Genomic DNA, 20,924 nt, shown 5'->3' on the forward strand with positions numbered 1-20,924 from the left:
ACCTCGCGGAAGTTTTATTGTGTCGACAGGTAGCAAAGAAGTCATGCAACACTATCAACATTCATCTTCACCTCAAGCAGCATTTAATGATTTCAACAACAAAAAGGATGAAATTGATTTATTTGAACTATGTAATGTTCTTTGGCTAAATAAAGTTAAGATCATTGCTTTATCGTTGCTTTTTGCTATAGCTGCAATCATTTATGCACTTACTGCACAGCAATGGTGGTCATCTAAGGCTGTCATCATCCCTGCACAACTGAACGATTTTTCTGAATACCAATTTCAAGTAAAGCAGTTTCAACCTGTCTTCGATGTGTACCAGCAAGATGGTACAATCCTCGTTAATGAAGAACTCACCCCTCTAATTGATAATGAAAAGCTTTTCCAGCAATTTATCAATAGTTTTAACTCACTTGCGAATAAAAAAGCATTCCTACTTTCTAGTGAGCAATTTCAAGAATATTTAACTAACAATGAAATATCAGATGAAGAAGCTATATCCCGTACACTTAATGCTTGGTTTCATAAAATCAAAGCAATAATAACGGATAAAAAGCGTCGTGATGTTTACACTTTATCACTACAAGCTACTACTGGTGAATCAAGCTTTGCGCTATTAAACAGCTATATTGCATTTGTCTCAGCACAAGTCTTCAAAGACAACCTATCTAACTTAACCGCCGTTACTCAAGCAAAAGAGAATGAACTCAAGCAAATGCTAACAATTTTTGAGGCGCAGGCCTCAAACTATATTGATGTTGAAAAGCAGCGTTCATTACTATCTTTAGATATAGCAAAAGCGGCAAAGCTAGAGCAACCCGTAACCAATATCACAGATAATAAATTATTCGATATTCAACTAGGGGCTAAAGCATTACAAGCAAAAGTAAAAGCGCTAGATAGTATCGAAAACCTAGGCGTTGTTGACCCAAACATTCAACAAGTAAAAGCAAAATTATCGCTGCTAAAGAGCACCAAAGTTAACAGCAATATTAGCTTCAAGACTTTTCGCTTTTTAGAAAATGTTGAAATGCCGCTTAATCGAGATAAGCCTAAGCGTGTACTAATCGTTATATTCGGTACACTTCTTGGTGGTATATTAGCTGCAGTTATAGTGCTTATTCAGCACGCTATCTCTAAGCATAAAGAAGAATAAAACTAGGCTTATATATTTACTTTAGCTTTACGAATGCTACAAAAAAGCCAGACTCATTAACGTGAGTCTGGCTTTTTTAAATCTTACGTATTACACCCTAATATCTGTTTAGCTTGGTACGCGCTCTACAGCTAATACCAAGGCTATCAAGCCATTAGGCGTTCTTCAGAGATTCCCACATTGCTTTTACGATCACTTGATCGGCAGGGCTTAGCTCTGATTGGGCTTGTGCGATACTCGCTTCAACCGCTTTTTTCATTTCTTCAACGCAGTTAATGTCGTTTTGTTCGCAGTTCGCTGCTGACAATGAGATATGTCCACGTAAGTAACCACCAGCAAAAAGCTCGTCATCAGAAGCCGTTTCAACCATGTGGTCGATGTGAGTAAGCAATTTTTCTTCGTATTGCTGGATCATAGAAATCTCTCTACTTTATTACCGTAAATATTTAGAGTTGATATTTACAATTGATATTTACAGCCAATGTTTATAACACTAATTCAGGAAAGCATGCTTGCGTTAGCGGTGCGATACCGTAATGTTCACGCAGCGCATCTGATAGCAGCTTAGCGCGATCTGGTATGCCGTTACTCAAATAGCTAAACACCTGCTCACGCACTTTCGCTGTGAAGCCTACCCTATCAGGCTCACAATCACCACTCAAGTTGTCGCAACTCACGCTAAACGCAAAACCGCAGCTAGCCGCTAAAATCCACTCGATAGCCTGAGGTTTAATTTCGACTTTTTCAAATTCAGCCTGTACTGCTTCAGTACGTCCATCAGGTTCATACCAATAGCCATAATCTTCCAATAAACGGCGCTGAGGACCAGCGATACACCAATGTGCGATTTCATGCAGCCCTGACGCAAAGTAACCACGCGCGAAGATAATACGATGATGACGGTGCTTGTCATCAGCTGGGAGGTAAATCGGCTCATCACCGCCCAAAATCAACTCGGTATTATACGATTCTAAAAAAGTGGTATTAAACACGGATATAAGGTCGTTGTAATTGTGTGACATTCTAGTGCGTAAAGTGGCTAATAACTGCCGACTATGATGCGGAAAGTCGTAGCTAAAGTCCACTTACGCTCAAATTACACACCATACGGTGATATTACATACCAAGACAGGGTTAGACGGCTACGTACCCTACAGCCAGTTTATAAAAAGAGGCATTAAGCATGATCTCAATTCATGTATATGTTTTTTCTTTTCATTCGATAATGACCAGCATCACAATTACAATTCAAACCATTGTTAGCCTTCTTATTTTCAGTGATTATTTCTCATGCTATTAACAACTCTCTACATTATAGGTATTACTGCAGAAGCCATGACAGGCGCGATTGCGGCGGGCAAACGTCATATGGACTGGTTTGGTGTTATGTTAGTTGCTAGTGCAACGGCAATCGGCGGTGGTACGGTGCGCGATGTACTATTAGGCCATTACCCATTAGGCTGGGTGGCAAACCCACAATACCTAGTGATCACTTGCCTTGCGGGTCTATTCACCACGCTAGTAGCAAAATGGGTTATGCGTTATCACAAAATCTTCGTGATTTTAGATGCCGTTGGCCTGATCGTATTTAGTATTATTGGTTGCCGTGTCGCGATGGACATGGGGTTACCAGTGCTTATTTGCGTTGTTTCCGCGGTAGTAACGGGTGTATTTGGTGGTCTATTGCGTGACCTAATTTGCCGCCGCCCACCTATGGTGCTACATAAAGAGCTTTACGCCTCCGTTGCTTTTCTTGCGGGCGGTATGTACTTCGGCATGATGCACTTTGCTGTGCCAGAACTGATTGCGACTGTTGCAACTCTTGTAGTTGGTTTTATCGCGCGAATGGCAGCAGTACAACTGGGTTGGAGCCTACCTGTGTTCAAGCTTGATGATGAAACAGGTATTGTTGTTGCGCCAAAAGAGTCAGTAACTGACACTAAATAGCAATTACGGCTATAACTGCCTATCGATCAAACAGTACCGACGAAAAAGGCGAGCCATTATGAATGACTCGCCTTTTCTATATCTAGTATTTACCTAAACAGTATTATCCTACATGTTTAAGCGCTAAATCTTAGGCGTATCCGTTCGCACATCGGCATTCTGACCACGGTGACGCAGTAAATGATCCATCAAGGTAATCGCCAGCATGGCTTCGGCAATCGGCACAGCGCGAATACCAACACATGGGTCGTGACGACCTTTAGTGATCACTTCAGCACTTTCACCTTGTTTAGTAATGGTTTCACCCGGAACGGTAATGCTAGAGGTTGGTTTCAATGCAATATGCGCCACAATATCTTGGCCAGACGAAATGCCACCTAAGATGCCACCCGCATGGTTGGTCTTAAAGCCGTCCGGAGTCATTGCATCACGGTGTTGACTACCACGTTGTTCCACCACGTCAAAGCCATCGCCAATTTCGACACCTTTTACCGCGTTAATACTCATGAGCGAGTGGGCAACATCGGCATCTAAACGATCAAAGACTGGTTCACCTAAACCAACAGGCACATTATTGGCCACAACCGTTAGCTTAGCGCCAATCGAATCCCCTTCTTTTTTGAGGTGACGGATCAACTCATCAAAAGCGTCAACTTTATCAACATCAGGGCAGAAGAACGCATTTTGCTCGATTTGATCCCAATCGACTTTCTCGATTTTCACATCGCCCATTTGCGATAGGTAAGCACGCACTTCAATGCCGTGTACTTGCTTTAGGTATTTCTTAGCAACAGCACCAGCAGCGACGCGCATCGCCGTTTCACGTGCAGACGAACGGCCGCCGCCTCGGTAGTCACGTACCCCATATTTTTGGTGGTAAGTGTAATCAGCATGACCAGGGCGGAATAAATCTTGGATGTTGGAATAGTCTTTAGATCGCTGATCGGTATTTTCGATCAACAGGCCGATAGATGTGCCTGTGGTTTGGCCTTCAAACACACCAGATAGAATTTTTACTTCGTCTGGTTCACGACGCTGCGTGGTGTATTTGGATGTTCCTGGACGACGACGATCTAAGTCGTGCTGCATATCCGCTTCGGTAAGCGCAAGCCCAGGAGGACAACCGTCAATAATGCAGCCTAATGCAAGGCCGTGGCTTTCACCAAATGTTGTCACTCGGAATAATTGTCCAATTGTATTGCCAGCCATTACTTCCCCTGTCTGCTTTCCGACTATGTCTGTGATCTCTAATGAGTACATAGTGCAAATTCAACGAGGGGATTGCAAGGACTAATCTATACCAAATAATTTACAAGGTTTTGTCTGTTTAGCAGCGACAAAAAAGGCTAAACACCAAAGTATTTAGCCTTTCAATATCACAAGTTAGTGAGCAAGTTTACTCGCAAGCAACTATTCGCTCTCTTTCTTTGATTTCCATTTCTTAATACCGCTCGATACAGGCTTACGACCACGAGGCGCTTCGCTGCGCGAGTTGTTGTTGCCCTTACCTTGTAAACGCTCTTGTGAATAGCCTTGTGAACGATTTTGGCTACGTCCCTGCTCAGTGCGTTGGCCATCACGCGTGCCACGAGCATCGCGGTCATTACGATCAGAACCTTGGTTCGCTCCAGAGCGGTAACCATCACGGCTACCGTTGTTAGAGCGACGGCTGCCAGAGCGCTCTTCTCCGCGATCAAAGCGGCTACGCTCGCCTTTACCTTTGTAGGTTTTAAACGATGAGCGCTCGTTACGACCAGTACGTTCATTACTACGCTGCTGCGCTTCCTGCTGGCGGCTATCAAATAGCTTAGCATCCGTTGCCTTAGCGATTTTCTGGCCTTTACCATCCGTACGTGATGCTTCTTCTGTGCCTGATTGACCGTCGATCATGGCATGGATCTCAGCCATCTCTGCATCTGTCATGTAACGCCATTTACCGTTTGGTAGGCCATCGATGGTGATGTTCATGATACGAACGCGGCGAAGCTTGTATACTTCATAGCCCAATGCTTCAACCATGCGGCGAATTTGGCGGTTCAAGCCTTGTGTTAATACAATACGGAACGAGAAGTCTGTTTCTTTCACCACTTTACATGGCAAGGTCACTGTATCTAAGATTTCCACACCTGAGCCCATTTTGGTAATGAACTCATCGGTGATGATACGGTTTACACGAACGACGTATTCTTTTTCGTGGTTGTTACCCGCACGTAGGATCTTATTGACGATGTCGCCATCATTAGTCATGAAAATCAGACCATCTGAGAATTTATCCAGACGACCAATCGGGAAAATACGCTTGCGGTGACCAATAAAATCAACAATGTTGTCTTTAATATGGCGCTCAGTCGTACAGGTCACACCCGTCGGTTTGTTCAGCGCGATATAAATTGGCGCTTCTTTAGCACGTAGTGGACGGCCATCAACCAGAACTTCATCATTCGGCTGAACTTTAGTCCCCATCTCTGGCTCGTTGCCATTAATAGTTACACGTCCTTGATCAATAAGCTTGTCCGCCTCACGGCGTGAGCAAAAGCCAGTATCACTGATAAATTTATTTAAACGAACGGCTTTTGTATCGTTCTGAGATTGATTGTTTGGCGTCTGATTCTGGGACATGGTTTTCTTCTATTAATGAGCGTTTTTCAACGTAATCAAAGTTCGTCAATTGCGGCGAAACGCGCCCCAATTAGTATCAATTCTTTTGCAATCAGCAATTCTACCTAATCTACTCGCAAACCGAAAAGAAATTCACTGTTTATATGGCATTTAACACTACATGGCTTTTAACAGTAGACGATTAAAAGAAAACCGCCAGATGGCGGTCTTCTTCAAGAATAGCAATTAGCCTGCACTAAGCTAGGTTATGACTTCGCTTCAGTGTGTGGAATATCACCATGGGTTTGTCTTGCAACAAAATCTTTTTGGAGTGCGAGTTCAAGCTGATCCGCGACATAACCCGGTGATTTAGTTTTCGCCGATAGCAAGCGATACATCGCAGGGATCACGAACAAGGTCACGAAAGTCGCAAACGCCATGCCAAAGAACACCACAGTACCCACCGCAATACGGCTTTCAGAGCCAGCTCCCGTGGATAAAATCAAAGGCACGGAACCAAACAAGGTAGTAAAGGCTGTCATCAAGATCGGGCGTAAACGGCGCTCAGACGCTTCGATAATGGCTTTTTCAAACTCAACCCCTTTATCACGCAGTTGGTTAGCAAATTCGACAATCAGAATACCGTTTTTGGTTACCATACCGATTAGCATGATCATCCCGATTTGGCTAAAGATATTCAGGCTTTGTCCCAAGATAATCAGCCCTGCCAAGCCACCAAAGACGCCCATAGGGACAGTTAGCATTACCACTAGTGGGTTAATGAAGCTTTCAAACTGCGCAGCTAGCACTAGGTACGCCACCAATAGCGCCAAACCAAACACCAATAAAATACTGCTTTGGTTTTCTCGGAAATCTTTCGACTCACCCGCGTAATCAATCGTAATGTCTTTTGGCAAACGATCGAGCGCTTCGCTATCTAAGTACTCCAGTGCCTCACCCAAGGTATAACCAGGTACTAGGTTAGCCTTTAGCGTGATCGACTTTTGCTTTTGGTTATGACTCAGCTTTTGTGCTGACGCCACTTCTTCCACACTCGCAACAGATTCTAAGGTTAATAGCTCGCCACTGCGTGAACGAACATAGATTTGGCTTAAATCAGTCGCGTTATTAAAGCTGTTTTCATCGCCACGTAGGTACACATCGTATTCTTCACCACGCTCAACAAACGTGGTTTCTGTGGTACCGCCTAGCATAATTTCCAAGGTTTTAGCGATATCTGCAACTGGAATACCCAACTCTGCCGCGCGCGGACGGTTTACGCTCACGACCAATTCAGGCGTAGTTTCTGCATAATCGAGATCCGCGCCTTCCATCATAGGGCTTTCTTCTGCCAAGTTTTTCAGCACCGTCGCCCATTCAAACAGCTCGGTGTAGTCCGCGCCATTTAAAACAAACTGGACAGGCTCAGAAGAACCACCACGAAAGCCCGGCATGAAAGGCCACACCCGTACATCTGGAATCCCCGCTAGCGCTTTACGTACTTGACTCAGGGCATCAGCCGCGCTGACATCACGCTCTAGCCAGTCTTCAAGTTGCATGATCACAAAGCCCGTTTGGTCCCCAGCACGACCACCAAAAGCAGGCGTTTGAATACTGATAGACTTGATCACCCCCTCACCCACCATAGGCAGTAAACGACGCTCAACTTCTTCGACGTTACCTACCATACGGTTATAACTGGTGCCTTCTGCCCCTTTTACAAAGGCAAAGATCACACCACGGTCTTCTTGCGGTGCTAACTGGGCAGGAACCGATTTCAGTAAGACAAAGCTCAAACCAATACAAGCGACGACCACAACAGGCGCAGCATAACGGTAACGTACCGCAGCAGTAACCCATTTACGGTAACCCGCTTCTAATTTTGCAAAACCGCGATCAACCCATTGATTAAATTTACTGTGCTTAACATTGGCTTTTAATAGCTTACTACCCAGCACAGGGCTTAATGTCAGTGCGATGATGGAAGAGAAGATCACCGACACGGCCAGTAATACCGAGAACTCAGTAAACAGCGGCCCTACCATGCCATCCATAAATGAAATAGGCAGGAAGACCATCACCAAGACGACTGTGGTAGCAACCACGGCAAAGCCCACTTCACGAGTACCTTTATAAGCGGCTAGCAATGGCGGTTCACCACGTTCAATATGATGATAAATATTTTCCACCACCACGATAGCATCATCGACCACCAAGCCAATGGCTAAGATCAACGCCATTAAGGTTAATAGGTTGATAGAGAAACCAAAGAAGTACGCCACCATAAAGGCAGATATCAAAGAAACAGGCACGGTAATCGCTGGGATCAACGTCGCACGCGCTTGGCCAATAAAGATGTACAGCACCATAACAACCAGCATGCCTGTTACAAACAGTGTGCTGTAAACTTCGTTAATAGAACGTTCAATAAAGACGGTTGAGTCGTAATCGACATACAAAGAAGTCCCTTCAGGAATGAAGCGTTGCATGCGTTCCACTTCTTCGTACACACTTTTTGAAACATTCAAAGGGTTGGCATCTGTCATGGTGATAATGCCAAGGCTTAAGTTCGAGACCCCGTTGTTCTTGAAGGTCGCATTTTCATTTTGCGCACCGATAGACACATCAGCCACGTCTTTTAGATAAATTGGCGAACCATCTTCGGCAGTACGCACCACCAAATAAGCGAAGTCTTCTGCTGAACGATATAAGCGCGCGGTACGTACCGACATGGTGGTCATATCATTACGAACAATCCCCCCCGGCAGCTCTACGTTTTCTTCATTAAGCGCACTCACAATGTCTTGAGTAGTAATGCCACGCCCTGCCATTTGATCGGGCTTTAGCTTTACATACATCACACGGTACAGCGCACCGCTTAAATCCACCGAACTTACACCGTTAATTAAGCTAAAGCGATCGGTCAATACCCGTTCGGCATAATCAGTTAGTTGAGTACGGTCCATCACGCTTGAGGTTAAATTGACATAAACCGCAGGTTCACCGCTGCCATTATCTTTCGATACCACAGGATCATCGGCTTCATCAGGTAAACGACGCTGTGCACGCGCTACCGCATCACGAATATCACTGACCCCTTCGGTTAGATCCCAATTCATTTCAAAAGTCACGCTGATCCGTGAAGAACCGTTACGTGTGGTTGATTGAATGGTGTCGATCCCGCTTATACCTGAAAGTTCATCTTCCAATGGCGTGGTGATCCGACTTTCCATGATGGTTGCCGATGCCCCTTTATAAGAGGTATGGATCGACACCACAGGGCTTTCAACGTCTGGCATTTCACGAACAGAGAGCTTAGAAAATGAAACAACACCAAAAATGACTAATAGTAAGCTCAATACAACCGCGACCACAGGGCGCTTTACAGAGACATCAGATAACCACATTAGGCACCCGCCTTAGTCTGAGTATCAGTCTGATTCTTTTTTCCACTGGCCTGCTGCGCGGTTAAATCATTGACCGCCGCGCCATCACGAATATTCACCAAGCCTTGCACCACGATACGATCGCCTATACCAATACCCGATTCAATCACCACTTCATTTTCAATACGTGCACCCAGTTCAACTTGGGTGCGATGGGCAATACCCGCTTCATCAACCACATACACAAAACGTTTAGAGCCGGAATACTCCAACGCTTGAACAGGAATTATCGCCGCTTCTTGGGGAATAAAGTCTAAATTAGCCGCCATCAGCATCCCTGGTTTGAGTTTGTTATCTTTATTATCAAAGTTCACACGCACGCGGATATTCAATGAATCACGCTGTACGCGAGAATCAATGGCAACAATTTTTCCGCTAAACGCCGTATTTAGCCATGCCTGACTGGTGGCGTTAACTGTCATGCCTTCACGAAGAAAAGAGAGATACTGCTCGGGCACTTGGATATCAAGGCGCATCTTAGAGAGATCATCAAGCGAGAAGAGTTCAGTGCCAGTAGCCACTAAGTGGCCTTCGCTGAAATCAATCAAACCCACAGTGCCCGCAAAAGGCGCGCGAATCGCATGATCATCCAGCTGGGCTTTTGCTGCATCTAATCGCGCATCTGCAATTTGAACGCTAGCAAGCTGGCCGTTTAATTCAGTTTGAGTTAATGCACCGCGTTTAACCAAACGCTCAAACTCGGTGTATTTGCGTTTTTCATCAGCAAGGTAAGCTTTTGCTTCGCTGTAGCTGGCACGCGCTTTTGCATCATCGAGTTGTAATAGCAGATCACCTTTCTTAACTTTGCTATTCACGCCGACCGCAATATCATTCACTTTAGCGGCGACTTCAGTGGCAACCATGACTGAGCGTTGCGCTTCTAATTTACCTACCAGTGAAAGCGACTGGGCAACAGGTTCTGAAGCTACTATACCCGTCGTGACTGCAACAGCACGTTGCGCTGCCATACTTTTCGATGACTTTTCAGCCGCTTGCGATTCGCCATTGAAGACGAATTGACTTCCTCCTGCCAAAGCGACAGCCACAACAACAGCAACAATTACTTTTTTCATGATAAAAAAACCATATATCTCTAAAGATCTAGCACTACGAGAATAATATCTGAGTTATGTCACCTGCGCGGTAAAGAAATGTAAAGTTAAGCAAGAAATAGTCTAGCTAATACAATATGCCGAAAAATCCAGCAAGCGCGCAAAATTTCAAGAAAAAAGGTTTACAGCATCAGAGGGTTTGCTATTATCCGCTCCGCACTTGTGGAGGGGTTCCCGAGTGGCCAAAGGGAACAGATTGTAAATCTGTCGGCTCTGCCTTCGATGGTTCGAATCCATCTCCCTCCACCATCATTTATTGAAATGCGCAATTGCGGGTTTCAACTGGTTGAAAAGCCAGAATAATATAGCAACACCCCGTGGAGGGGTTCCCGAGTGGCCAAAGGGAGCAGATTGTAAATCTGCCGGCTCTGCCTTCGATGGTTCGAATCCATCTCCCTCCACCATCTTTTTTGAAATTCGCAATAGCGTGTTTCATTGCTGTACGTTTAGCCAAGTACAGTGTAGCAACACCCCGTGGAGGGGTTCCCGAGTGGCCAAAGGGAACAGATTGTAAATCTGTCGGCTCTGCCTTCGATGGTTCGAATCCATCTCCCTCCACCATCTTTTTTGAAATTCGCAATAGCGTGTTTCATTGCTGTACGTTTAGCCAAGTACAGTGTAGCAACACCCCGTGGAGGGGTTCCCGAGTGGCCAAAGGGAACAGATTGTAAATCTGTCGGCTCTGCCTTCGATGGTTCGAATCCATCTCCCTCCACCATCTTTCTTGAAATTCGCAATAGCGTGTTTCATTGCTGTACGTTTAGCCAAGTACAGTGTAGCAACACCCCGTGGAGGGGTTCCCGAGTGGCCAAAGGGAACAGATTGTAAATCTGTCGGCTCTGCCTTCGATGGTTCGAATCCATCTCCCTCCACCATCTTTCTTGAAATTCGCAATAGCGTGTTTCAATTGCTGTACGTTTAGCCAAGTACAGTGTAGCGACACCCCGTGGAGGGGTTCCCGAGTGGCCAAAGGGAACAGATTGTAAATCTGTCGGCTCTGCCTTCGATGGTTCGAATCCATCTCCCTCCACCATCTTTCTTGAAATTCGCAATAGCGTGTTTCAATTGCTGTACGTTTAGCCAAGTACAGTGTAGCAACACCCCGTGGAGGGGTTCCCGAGTGGCCAAAGGGAACAGATTGTAAATCTGTCGGCTCTGCCTTCGATGGTTCGAATCCATCTCCCTCCACCATCTTTCTTGAAATTCGCAATAGCGTGTTTCAATTGCTGTACGTTTAGCCAAGTACAGTGTAGCAACACCCCGTGGAGGGGTTCCCGAGTGGCCAAAGGGAACAGATTGTAAATCTGTCGGCTCTGCCTTCGATGGTTCGAATCCATCTCCCTCCACCATCTTTCTTGAAATTCGCAATAGCGTGTTTCAATTGCTGTACGTTTAGCCAAGTACAGTGTAGCGACACCCCGTGGAGGGGTTCCCGAGTGGCCAAAGGGAACAGATTGTAAATCTGTCGGCTCTGCCTTCGATGGTTCGAATCCATCTCCCTCCACCATCCTTCAAGCCAGTTGCGCAAGCAGCTGGCTTTTTTCATATCAGCTCAATCTAAACCAAAAAGCACTTCCCTATTTATTCACACACTTTTCTATAACTAAGCCATAGTAAGCACTTTTTTACACCCAACCTCACACCACTTTCATCATATATCACGCATTTTGCTACTTATTGCATATACTTCTTATTATTCATAATAAGAAATACAAGATCGACAACAAGACTTATAATTATTTTGTCGTGCGCTAGGCAGCGAGGATCAAGGATGATGACAGCTAGCAACAAGGTTCCACCCAAGGTTGACTGGGAAAAAAACAAAATATTAATTATCGATGATCAGCGTTCTGCTTCACTCATGCTAAAGAGTTTACTCACGCCCCTTGGGATTAAACATATCGATATTGCAGATACTTATGATGAAGCTGTTCGTGCCTGCCGCAAAACCCATTACAGCGTCCTTATAACAGACTATCACTTGAATCAGGCATTAAATGGCAGTGAATTGATTTGCTTGCTACGGAGTAAACGCCTGCTTTCATCCGCTTGCGGCATTATGATGATTTCTGGTGATCATTCGACAGAAGTCATTTTATCGACCTTATCCGTTCAACCCGACTGTTTTCTTACTAAGCCGATAACCAATACCACGCTGAAGCAAAAGCTCACTCAAACTCTGACCGACTGTGTCATTCGCCAACCCGTCTATCAAGCACTTGAAGTACATCAGCCACAACGTGCAATCGAGCTATGTAAACAACAGTTAACGCAATTTGGTCATAACCAAAAGCTTTCGGATTTACTGCTTGATTTACTGGTCGAAGAGCAGGCCTGGCAACAGCTTAAACCCATTTTAGCCTTCTTAAATGCAAAGCACCCAAGCCATAAAGTCACCATTATTGAAGCGAAACTGATGCACCATGACGGTTACCTTGAGCAGGCTATTCAACATTTAGAGGCTTTAATTGAGCGAGCGCCACTCTGTGTTGAAGCACTGGATACGCTAGTGCAATACCAGCAGTTTAATCATCAAGCTTTTGATGCGCTTAACACTGCGCAACGTGCGTTTCATCTCACCCCGAGTGCCAGTCATCGTGCTTTGATCGTCGCCCAGCAAGCGGCCGACTTAAACAAATCAGATGAATTACTCAGTGCAGGGCGGGTATTAGCAAATCACTTACCCATTATCGATATCAGCTGGATTGTGCGTTTCGCTGAGTTTAACGCTATTTTTGAGCAATTGTATTTCTCGCCGCGTACCAACCAATCGCGTCGTCAGCTACTACAAGAGCTTAAAGGTATTCAGCAACGGGCATTCAGCCGCTTGCTACCAGCTCAGCAACCCTTTTTAACCACCTATGGTCATATTGTTCGAGCGCGTTTTTACCTCAGCGAAAACAAACCACTAAAAGCAAAACGTCGAGCGTTAATTGGCCTCAGTCACTATTTCGATAGAGTCACCAAACTGCCTTCCGTTATTTTGGTCGAACTACTGCCAATTCTGATCCACCTTGGCGAAGTGTTACTGATCAGTGAAGTTCACCAAACCTTAAGCCTACGAGACCGATTTGACGGCCATAGCCTACAACGAATCGACTCGCTAAAAAGCAATGCTGAGGCGGCAAGCGGTATTAAAACCCTCGCATTACAGCTTAGTGAAGCCAAAGCCTTAATTGTCAATCAGCCCATCGATGCCATGCGCCTCTACAATCAAATACTCAGTCGCTACCCATACAGCTCCGATGCAAATCTCGGCTATCTTGATGCTTACAGCCGCCAAGTGACTCCCCCCAATGTACCAGAAGAATTACAATTAGATCAGCCAACGCAGTCTTATTCACGACAGCGCCGCCAAGCCATCAGTGTGATGCCGCTACCTGCTGATTACGAAGCATGGCGAAGCCGTATTTTTAATCAACTTGATAACCCATCCCCCCATTTTAATGAACCACCAGCAGCCACACCGTCTTTTCTCGCGATAGACTTAACGCCAGCCTATGTCGACTCTGCCGAAAATCACTATTCCGATGAGCGCTATTCACAAGACGACTCTTCGCAAGAGAGCGCTTCACAGAATAGCTGTGTAGAAAATAGTTATAGCGAAAATAGGGCTGCAGATAATGACAGTAACAGTTCGCGACCAGACGTAATTGAACTGGCGCCAACCAATCACATCCAATAACCAGACCTAAACCTGCTGCTATAGTGAGCAAAAAAATGCCCTCATGTTCAGACGACTATTGAACATGAAGGCATAAATTGTATCTATCACTATATTTTTAATTTCTAACGTTTAAATTCTCACTGTTTGATTTGTACTACAGCGCTGATTTAGGCATTAACCCAAAACACTGGCCCCCAATGACAACATAATGGTGTTAAGTACCACAAAGAAAGCAACCAGTGGGCCAATGAACTTCAACCAAGTGATGTAAGGAACACGGCCAATTGCAAGGCCGCCCATAAGCACACCATACGTCGGTGTAACAAACAGCACAGTACCAATACCACAAACGAATGCAGTCACCACCAACTCACGCCCAGTATTCGCGAAGTCCGCTAAAGGTGCCAGGATAGGCATACTCATTACCGCAAGACCTGATGTTGACGACACCACAAACGCCAACAGCATTTCAATCCAGTACACCGCATTAATGAACAGCACTGAGCTCTTATCAGCCACTAAGCCTTCGGCGTAGAACAAGATAGTATCGGTAATATTGCCGGCTTCCATCACCACCACGATGCCGCGTGCCACACCGACAATCAGGGCTACCCCAATTAAATCAGCTGCACCCGCAACAAAAGAGTTGATCAAATCATCTTCGCTCAAGCGACCCACGATGCCACAGATGATCCCCATCACAATGAACAAGGTGCTCATTTCTGCCATCCACCAACCTAGGGTAGATACACCATAAATCATGATAATGAAGGTGGCAGCGAACAGTGCGAGGACAATTTTTTGCTTCAAGGTTAGTGCGATATCTAAATCACTGTCGTTACGGTTCGATAAAAAGTGGTCTGCATTGGCTTTATTAATATCTGCAATCAGTGATCGGCTCGGATCTTTTTGGATCATCTTGGCATAGCGAATCACGTACGCGCAGCCGATGATCAGTGCAATCACTAAGATGCCGAGGCGCAGGCCAAAGCCATCAAGGAAATCGACTCCACCCGCATTTGATGCAATCACGTTACCAAATGGGTTAATGGTTGAACCTAAAGTCCCGATACCCGAGCCGACAAAGATAACAGCCACCGCAACAAGGGCATCAAAACCCGCCGCAATGAAGATAGGAATTAACAAACCATAGAACGCCAAGGTTTCTTCTGCCATACCATAGCTGGTACCGCCCAGTGCAAATAAGGTCATCAAAATAGGAATCATCATGATTTCTCGACCTTTTAGTCGGATCATAATACGAGTGATCCCCGCATCAATGGCCCCCGTTTTGGTGATGATGCCCAAGAAGCCCCCCACCATGAGCACAAACAAACTTACGTCCATGGCACCAACAATATTGGTCGCAGGATCGTAAAAGCCTGAAATCGGTGCCATTAAGGTATCAAGTACCCCTTGAGGTGATGCCTCTATTTGATGGTATGAGCCAGGAATAGGCACATCACGCCCTAGTGCTTCGTTAAATACCCGTTCGTATTGCCCCGCTGACAGTATGTGTGTCAGCAAAGCAAAAAAAGCAATTAACCCCAATAAAATAGTGAACGCATTTGGAAATTTCTTAATCTTAAACATGGAACCCTCGCATTATTATTATTCGCGACGTACAAGGAAAATTTGATTAACCACGTACATAAGACTTATGTACGAACTCAGAGGTAGCGCATTGCAATACACCGCCGTAACCCAATTCAAAGGTCACCACGCTGCCAATTTGGTAGTCAGCCTCACAGTCTGTGAGATCTAAGATAAGGTGGTCACTACTACCACCAACCACAGTGATACGGCTATCACTTGGAATGATCTGATCGATATCGACATCCTGACGGCCAATGGCACATAAGCCGCGACAACGGATACCACGATCAACAAACTCAGGTGTATTACCGAACGCATCAAGTGCTGTAGAGAGTGTGGGAACGGAAGGTTTGTGTTTGATTTCAATCAGTTCAGCATGCAGATGGATGGCATCTTGCTGAGTGTGCGGAACGGGCTCGTCGTTAAGGCCAATCCCCATGATCACGGATGCGCCAAGGCGGAGTTGATTCACTTGCGATGGCATCTCTTTTGCCATCATTAAAGTTAATCCCGCTGAGCTTGCGCCTGAAATAACAGATAACTTAATGTCGTATTTGGATTCAATTTTCTCAGCGAGCGCAACCAAGTGGTTTTGATTCTCTGCACTTGGTGCCACGCCACCATAACAGGCTAAGTTACTCCCTAACCCTATTAATTCAAGATTAGGTAACGACAGAACCAGCTCAGCGAGCCATAAGGTTTCACTTTCATCAAAGCAACCTTCTCGTAAATCCCCCAAATCATGCATGAGTACCACACGGTGCTGCTTGTTAGCTTTAACAGCCGCTTCTGACAAAGCGCACAACACGGTAGATTCAGAATTCAGAGAAATATCCGCCAGCTCCACCACCTCATCCACTTCCGAAAATGACGGTAGCCGAATTAGCATTTTCTCGACAGGTAAGTGCTGATAACGAGCAAGGTTTTTGAGCCGAGCATCACCCAGAATTTCAATACCACCAGCTACCATAGCTTGTGCTAATTCGGGTGCACCGAGTAATAGTTTGGTCACGCCGACAGGCTTAATACCGTAGTCTTTACAAGACTTCACCATATTGACGGCATTTGACTCAATCGTATCGAGATTAATGGATAGTTGTGGGTACTGCATATTTCATCCTGTTAATAGTACAACGCCTTGGTGCTATTAACCGAAATTCACCCTCTTGTTAAAATAGTTAGTTTGTCATGTTTACATGCCAATTAAATAAAACAACAATTTCGATGCGTAATTATATTTCAAAAACAAAAAAGCCAGCTGAAATATTTTTCAACTGGCCAGGATATATTTTCACGTATTCCATTCATCAATGATGATAATCACAGCAGGGATATCCTTGCCACTACATCACCTTAATGATTACCTGCTTAGTTCAATGACAACTCTGCCATCACACTTTTTATATCATGAGACTTTTTCAAATCATTCACTAATGCTTTCGACGCCAACGATAAGTCATGTTGCTCATTAGTGGTTAAGTAAAAGTGGGTCGAATAAGCAAGCTCTTCCACCACAGGGACTTTAACCATCATCCCTTTTTGTAGCCAAATATCGGCATAATGATCAGGTAAATACCCCATAAAACGCCCTGATAAAATCAAATGCGCTGTGGCTTCCATGTTTGGTGCGTAGGCCGTGCAGCAAGCCGCCATCACCTCACTCATAGGTGTAATATGATGGGCAAGTCCTCGTTCAACCAGGGCATTATTTTGGATATCTTCGAGGCTTGCAGGGCGTTGAATATCAAGAATGGCATGTTGCGGCACACAGTATAAACTTTGTTTTTCTTCAAAGAGATAGTGGTAGTCTAGCCCACTTTTTTTGACTTCCGATGAGGTGATGCCAATATCAAACTTATCCTCTAGTAACCCTTTTTCAATCTGGTAAGAATCCGCGATCGCGCAATCAATCCGCACTTGCGGATGTTTATCGACAAATGACGCGATCGCGGCAGAAATCAAGCAATCAGGATTAGTGACTAAGTTATCTACCATACCAAACTGAATGTTACCGCAAGACACACTGCGTATATTATCTATCTGCTTTTGAAACACATCAATTTGGCCAAACAGCTGACGGCTCATTTCATAGACTTTCAGCCCATCAGGGGTCAATTTAAAACCACTGCGTCCTCGATGGCACAGCGTCATCCCTAAGCGTGTTTCTAAATCATTCATTTTTTTACTGATACTTGATTGATGCATATTGAGCTGATATTGCGCGGCTGAAAACCCGTCACTCTCAACAATAATAAGAAAAAGCTGCAATAATCGAATATCTATATCATCAATTTTTTTCATTATAATTATTCACTCTCATTGATTTAGTGCATTAACCCCTCTAAATCAATTATTCAAACCAAACTGCCTGTTCAAGAATGTGCGTTATTATAATGCGCTCGATAAATTATAATGCGAAGCGAGTAAGGCTTTTATTATCTGGGGCATTACTCACTTCAATAATGTTTACTATGATTTAAAACATTGAATAAGATCACAGTAATATTTACATCTCACGACCATGTAATGATAATAAATCTAATTCAGGTCCAAGTGGAATAATCCGAGTCGGGTTTATTGTGCTGTGACTAGCATAGTAATGACGCTTAATATGATAAAAATCGACGGTATCTGCGATCTGATCGTGTTGATACAGTTCTTTTAGATAACCCGATAAATGCGCATAATCCGCAATCCGTTGGCGATTACATTTGAAATGGCCGACATACACAGCATCAAATCGGATCAAGGTGGTGAATAAGCGCCAATCGGCCTCTGTAATACTGTCACCCGCTAGGTAACGATGGGTAGATAGATGATGGTCAACACGATCCAGAGCGGTAAATAAACCGTCAAACGCCTCTTCATATGCGGCTTGTGTTGTTGCAAATCCGCAGCGGTAAACCCCGTTATTAATCGTTGGGTAGATAAAATCATTCCACTCATCAATCGCTGTCGCTAAGTGATAAGGGTAATAATCGTCATTGTTCCCAGTTAACGCATCAAAAGCTTGGTTAAACATGCGAATAATTTCAGCGGACTCGTTACTGACAATCGTTTGGGTCTGCTTATCCCACAGTACGGGCACTGTCACTCGGCCGGTGTAATCAGGCTTCGCTTTACTATAAAGCTGGTGCAGATACATAAGGCCATAATTCGGCTCAGGCTCATCAAATACCCAACCTTCGGTCAACATATCTGGACTCACTACAGTGACACCTATGTGCTCTTCTAGCTGCTTAAGCTGTCTGAAAATCAAGGTTCGGTGCGCCCATGGACAAGCCAACGACACATAGAGGTGATAACGGCCTGATTCGGCCTTAAATCCACGCTGCCCTTGCGGACCAGCTTCACCATCTGCAGTCACCCAATCACGAAAACCTGCATCTTCACGTACAAATTTGCCATCATTTTCTTTGGTGTCATACCAAATATCATGCCAAACACCCTTCACCAACTTTCCCATCTTACTCGTCCTTTCTGGCCTGAATATGCTCTAAGTATAGGAAGTCATTACTGTTAAGTCGGTAGAACAATTTAAACCAAGATCATCAAAATTTCTGATGAAACCTGTAATAGGAAAATGGGTGTTCTTGGAAGAAACGATGAAAGCTATCTTCGCACAAACGATAAAAACAATGCAGAGAGCAACAGTACCTATTGCAAATAAATCACTCATAAATCAGACGATGTAGCGCAATTTTCTAATATCCCTATTTTGACTCTGTGGTAAATCTATAAAGGTCTGATACCATCGGGAGATAATACTCGTTAAATCGAGTCTGTGGATTTTGCTAGGTAGGAAAAACAATGAAAGTCATTTCGTTCAACATTAATGGTTTACGCGCTCGCCTTCATCAATTACAAGCCTTAATTGAAAAGCATCAACCTGATGTGATTGGTTTACAAGAAATCAAAGTACACGACGAAGCTTTCCCGTTGGCGGATGTTGAAGCCATGGGCTACAAAGTTTACCACCATGGTCAAAAAGCCCATTACGGCGTGGCAATGCTGTGTAAGCAAGCGCCTATCTCAGTCCAAAAAGGCTTTCCAACCGACGATGAAGATGCACAACGCCGCATGATCATGGCGACGTTTGAGCAAGCTGACGGCAAAAAAGTCACCGTACTCAATGGCTATTTCCCACAAGGTGAAAATATTAGCCACGAAACCAAATTCCCAGCCAAAGAAAAATTCTATGCTGACTTAATGCACTACTTAAACGATCACCATAGCAATGAAGAAGAAGTGATTGTGATGGGTGATATTAATATTAGCCCTGCCGATAATGATATTGGCATTGGCCCGGCAAACGCAAAACGCTGGTTGAAAACCGGTAAGTGTTCTTTCCAGCCCATTGAGCGCGAGTGGCTAAAAACACTAATGGATTGGGGCTTTGTTGATACTTTCCGTCAACTACACCCAGATACCAACGATAAGTACTCATGGTTCGATTACCGTTCAAAAGGCTTTGTTGATAACCGCGGCCTACGCATTGACGTGATTCTAGCAACGCCATCATTGGCTGAGCGCTGTGTAGAAGCAGATGTTGATTACGAGTTGCGTGGCATTGAGAAACCTTCTGATCACGCGCCAATTTGGTCTACTTTTAGCTGATTATTGACTCAATAGAGCTATTGCGCGTATGTTCATCCCTTCAATCTGGCTTATTGACGGAATAGACAGTCGTAAACAATAAGCCATCACTAACAAGGAAATGCTATGAAACTGTTCGTTTTTGATCACTGTCCGTTTTGTATTAAAGCGATGATGGTCGCTGGGCTGAAAAAAATCGACCTTGAGATCGTCTACTTACAAAACCACGATATTAATGCACGTATCGAGAAAGTAGGTGAAAACCTCGTGCCTATCCTGCAAAAAGAGGATGGCAGTTTCATGGCTGAAAGTTTAGATATCGTAATCCATCTTGATGCCCTTGATGGCAATCCTTTACTGCTTGCCAATAAGCACAAAGAAGATATTGCACGTTATCTTGATGCCGCTGGGCCTTTTAGCTCGCGTTTACTTTACCCACGTTGGTTGATGATTGATTTACCTGAGTTCCAATGCCAAGAAGCGAAAGATTGGTTCATCGCTAAAAAATCAAAAATGATTGAGCAAGACTTTGATGATGCCTTTGCCCGTAGCGAAGAGTATTTAGATGGCCTAAACCAAGCATTGGCTGAGCACCTGAACTGGGTACGATTACCGTCTGAGCGCAATAACGAATTAGCGTGTGATGATGTCAATCTGTTCCCGTTCTTACGCAACTTAACCGTGATTAAGGGTGTCGACTTCCCAAGCCATGTTCGCAAGTACATCGATGAAGTGGCGGCACTAACAGGCATCAGCTTGTACGATGATGTGGCTGTATAAATCATAAATCACGAGCCACGAGC

Annotated in this window: 15 protein-coding genes and 9 tRNA genes; 14 read left to right on the forward strand and 10 right to left on the reverse strand. The window is 44.6% G+C overall.

What is annotated here, in order from left to right; genetic code table 11:
- Nucleotides 1-19: 19 nt before the first annotated feature.
- Complete coding sequence (locus OCU77_RS12715; protein WP_144414943.1) at nt 20-1,159, forward strand: LPS O-antigen chain length determinant protein WzzB; 1,140 nt, start codon at nt 20-22, stop codon at nt 1,157-1,159.
- A gap of 154 nt (nt 1,160-1,313) precedes the next feature.
- Here OCU77_RS12715 and OCU77_RS12720 read toward each other — a convergent pair whose 3' ends face one another.
- Both OCU77_RS12720 and OCU77_RS12725 read right to left on the reverse strand, forming a co-directional pair.
- Nucleotides 1,314-1,574, reverse strand: coding sequence for a YfcL family protein (locus tag OCU77_RS12720; protein WP_048900947.1), 261 nt, complete (start codon nt 1,572-1,574; stop codon nt 1,314-1,316).
- Between the two features lie 70 nt (nt 1,575-1,644).
- Nucleotides 1,645-2,181 (reverse strand): elongation factor P hydroxylase, encoded by a 537-nt coding sequence (locus tag OCU77_RS12725; protein WP_048900946.1) that lies wholly within the window; start codon nt 2,179-2,181, stop codon nt 1,645-1,647.
- Between the two features lie 268 nt (nt 2,182-2,449).
- Here OCU77_RS12725 and OCU77_RS12730 point away from each other — a divergent pair, with 268 nt between their 5' ends.
- Nucleotides 2,450-3,106, forward strand: coding sequence for a trimeric intracellular cation channel family protein (locus OCU77_RS12730; RefSeq protein ID WP_048900945.1), 657 nt, complete (start codon nt 2,450-2,452; stop codon nt 3,104-3,106).
- A 123-nt stretch (nt 3,107-3,229) separates the two neighbouring features.
- Here OCU77_RS12730 and aroC read toward each other — a convergent pair whose 3' ends face one another.
- From aroC to OCU77_RS12750, 4 genes are all read right to left on the reverse strand, one after another.
- Complete coding sequence (gene aroC, locus OCU77_RS12735; protein WP_048900944.1) at nt 3,230-4,315, reverse strand: chorismate synthase; 1,086 nt, start codon at nt 4,313-4,315, stop codon at nt 3,230-3,232.
- Between the two features lie 201 nt (nt 4,316-4,516).
- Nucleotides 4,517-5,725 (reverse strand): 23S rRNA pseudouridine(2604) synthase RluF, encoded by a 1,209-nt coding sequence (gene rluF, locus OCU77_RS12740; protein WP_048900943.1) that lies wholly within the window; start codon nt 5,723-5,725, stop codon nt 4,517-4,519.
- A gap of 245 nt (nt 5,726-5,970) precedes the next feature.
- Nucleotides 5,971-9,111, reverse strand: a complete 3,141-nt coding sequence (locus tag OCU77_RS12745) for a multidrug efflux RND transporter permease subunit (protein ID WP_107302919.1) — start codon at nt 9,109-9,111, stop codon at nt 5,971-5,973.
- Nucleotides 9,111-10,223 (reverse strand): efflux RND transporter periplasmic adaptor subunit, encoded by a 1,113-nt coding sequence (locus OCU77_RS12750; protein ID WP_048900942.1) that lies wholly within the window; start codon nt 10,221-10,223, stop codon nt 9,111-9,113. Before OCU77_RS12750 ends, OCU77_RS12745 begins: the two co-directional genes overlap by 1 nt.
- A gap of 203 nt (nt 10,224-10,426) precedes the next feature.
- Between OCU77_RS12750 and OCU77_RS12755 the strand changes: the two genes are divergently transcribed.
- The 10 genes from OCU77_RS12755 (at nt 10,427) to OCU77_RS12800 (ending at nt 13,947) form a co-directional block, all read left to right on the forward strand.
- Nucleotides 10,427-10,511, forward strand: a tRNA-Tyr gene (locus OCU77_RS12755).
- A 70-nt stretch (nt 10,512-10,581) separates the two neighbouring features.
- A tRNA-Tyr gene (locus OCU77_RS12760) sits at nt 10,582-10,666 on the forward strand.
- Between the two features lie 72 nt (nt 10,667-10,738).
- A tRNA-Tyr gene (locus OCU77_RS12765) sits at nt 10,739-10,823 on the forward strand.
- Between the two features lie 72 nt (nt 10,824-10,895).
- Nucleotides 10,896-10,980: transfer RNA gene (locus OCU77_RS12770), tRNA-Tyr, on the forward strand.
- A 72-nt stretch (nt 10,981-11,052) separates the two neighbouring features.
- A tRNA-Tyr gene (locus OCU77_RS12775) sits at nt 11,053-11,137 on the forward strand.
- A gap of 73 nt (nt 11,138-11,210) precedes the next feature.
- Nucleotides 11,211-11,295, forward strand: a tRNA-Tyr gene (locus OCU77_RS12780).
- A gap of 73 nt (nt 11,296-11,368) precedes the next feature.
- Nucleotides 11,369-11,453, forward strand: a tRNA-Tyr gene (locus OCU77_RS12785).
- Between the two features lie 73 nt (nt 11,454-11,526).
- Nucleotides 11,527-11,611 (forward strand) — tRNA-Tyr (locus OCU77_RS12790).
- Between the two features lie 73 nt (nt 11,612-11,684).
- Nucleotides 11,685-11,769: transfer RNA gene (locus OCU77_RS12795), tRNA-Tyr, on the forward strand.
- A gap of 264 nt (nt 11,770-12,033) precedes the next feature.
- Entirely contained in the window at nt 12,034-13,947 is a 1,914-nt protein-coding gene (locus OCU77_RS12800) for a response regulator (protein ID WP_107302749.1), read from the forward strand.
- 156 nt (nt 13,948-14,103) lie between these two features.
- Here the strand turns inward: OCU77_RS12800 and OCU77_RS12805 are convergent, their stop codons facing one another.
- The 4 genes from OCU77_RS12805 to OCU77_RS12820 form a co-directional block, all read right to left on the reverse strand.
- Nucleotides 14,104-15,522: a YfcC family protein gene (locus tag OCU77_RS12805; RefSeq protein WP_048898206.1), complete on the reverse strand. Its 1,419-nt coding sequence runs from the start codon at nt 15,520-15,522 to the stop codon at nt 14,104-14,106.
- A gap of 46 nt (nt 15,523-15,568) precedes the next feature.
- Nucleotides 15,569-16,636 carry an alanine/ornithine racemase family PLP-dependent enzyme gene (locus OCU77_RS12810; protein ID WP_048898205.1) on the reverse strand — a complete coding sequence of 356 codons (1,068 nt, stop codon included), beginning with the start codon at nt 16,634-16,636 and terminating at the stop codon, nt 15,569-15,571.
- Between the two features lie 257 nt (nt 16,637-16,893).
- On the reverse strand, nt 16,894-17,826 hold the full coding sequence (locus tag OCU77_RS12815; protein ID WP_107302750.1) for a LysR family transcriptional regulator: 933 nt from the start codon (nt 17,824-17,826) through the stop codon (nt 16,894-16,896).
- Nucleotides 17,827-18,031: 205 nt separating this feature from the next.
- Nucleotides 18,032-18,991: a glutathione S-transferase family protein gene (locus OCU77_RS12820; RefSeq protein ID WP_048898204.1), complete on the reverse strand. Its 960-nt coding sequence runs from the start codon at nt 18,989-18,991 to the stop codon at nt 18,032-18,034.
- A 344-nt stretch (nt 18,992-19,335) separates the two neighbouring features.
- On the opposite strand from OCU77_RS12820, the gene xthA reads away from it, so the two are divergent.
- Together xthA and grxB are read left to right on the forward strand one after the other, a co-directional pair.
- Nucleotides 19,336-20,142: an exodeoxyribonuclease III gene (gene xthA, locus OCU77_RS12825; RefSeq protein WP_048898203.1), complete on the forward strand. Its 807-nt coding sequence runs from the start codon at nt 19,336-19,338 to the stop codon at nt 20,140-20,142.
- 105 nt (nt 20,143-20,247) lie between these two features.
- Nucleotides 20,248-20,901, forward strand: coding sequence for a glutaredoxin 2 (grxB, locus tag OCU77_RS12830; RefSeq protein WP_048898202.1), 654 nt, complete (start codon nt 20,248-20,250; stop codon nt 20,899-20,901).
- The last annotated feature ends 23 nt before the right edge of the window (nt 20,902-20,924 follow it).

It is taken from the genome of Photobacterium swingsii (genome assembly GCF_024346715.1).
GTDB classification, from domain to species: Bacteria; Pseudomonadota; Gammaproteobacteria; order Enterobacterales; family Vibrionaceae; genus Photobacterium; species Photobacterium swingsii.

Coding starts and splice junctions, on each gene's coding strand:
- OCU77_RS12720 (WP_048900947.1), bottom strand. CDS start 1,574: ATGATCCAGCAATACGAAGAAAAATTGCTTACTCACATCGACCACATG.
- OCU77_RS12725 (WP_048900946.1), bottom strand. CDS start 2,181: ATGTCACACAATTACAACGACCTTATATCCGTGTTTAATACCACTTTT.
- OCU77_RS12730 (WP_048900945.1), top strand. CDS start 2,450: ATGCTATTAACAACTCTCTACATTATAGGTATTACTGCAGAAGCCATG.
- aroC (WP_048900944.1), bottom strand. CDS start 4,315: ATGGCTGGCAATACAATTGGACAATTATTCCGAGTGACAACATTTGGT.
- rluF (WP_048900943.1), bottom strand. CDS start 5,725: ATGTCCCAGAATCAGACGCCAAACAATCAATCTCAGAACGATACAAAA.
- OCU77_RS12745 (WP_107302919.1), bottom strand. CDS start 9,111: ATGTGGTTATCTGATGTCTCTGTAAAGCGCCCTGTGGTCGCGGTTGTA.
- OCU77_RS12750 (WP_048900942.1), bottom strand. CDS start 10,223: ATGAAAAAAGTAATTGTTGCTGTTGTTGTGGCTGTCGCTTTGGCAGGA.
- OCU77_RS12800 (WP_107302749.1), top strand. CDS start 12,034: ATGATGACAGCTAGCAACAAGGTTCCACCCAAGGTTGACTGGGAAAAA.
- OCU77_RS12805 (WP_048898206.1), bottom strand. CDS start 15,522: ATGTTTAAGATTAAGAAATTTCCAAATGCGTTCACTATTTTATTGGGG.
- OCU77_RS12810 (WP_048898205.1), bottom strand. CDS start 16,636: ATGCAGTACCCACAACTATCCATTAATCTCGATACGATTGAGTCAAAT.
- OCU77_RS12815 (WP_107302750.1), bottom strand. CDS start 17,826: ATGAAAAAAATTGATGATATAGATATTCGATTATTGCAGCTTTTTCTT.
- OCU77_RS12820 (WP_048898204.1), bottom strand. CDS start 18,991: ATGGGAAAGTTGGTGAAGGGTGTTTGGCATGATATTTGGTATGACACC.
- xthA (WP_048898203.1), top strand. CDS start 19,336: ATGAAAGTCATTTCGTTCAACATTAATGGTTTACGCGCTCGCCTTCAT.
- grxB (WP_048898202.1), top strand. CDS start 20,248: ATGAAACTGTTCGTTTTTGATCACTGTCCGTTTTGTATTAAAGCGATG.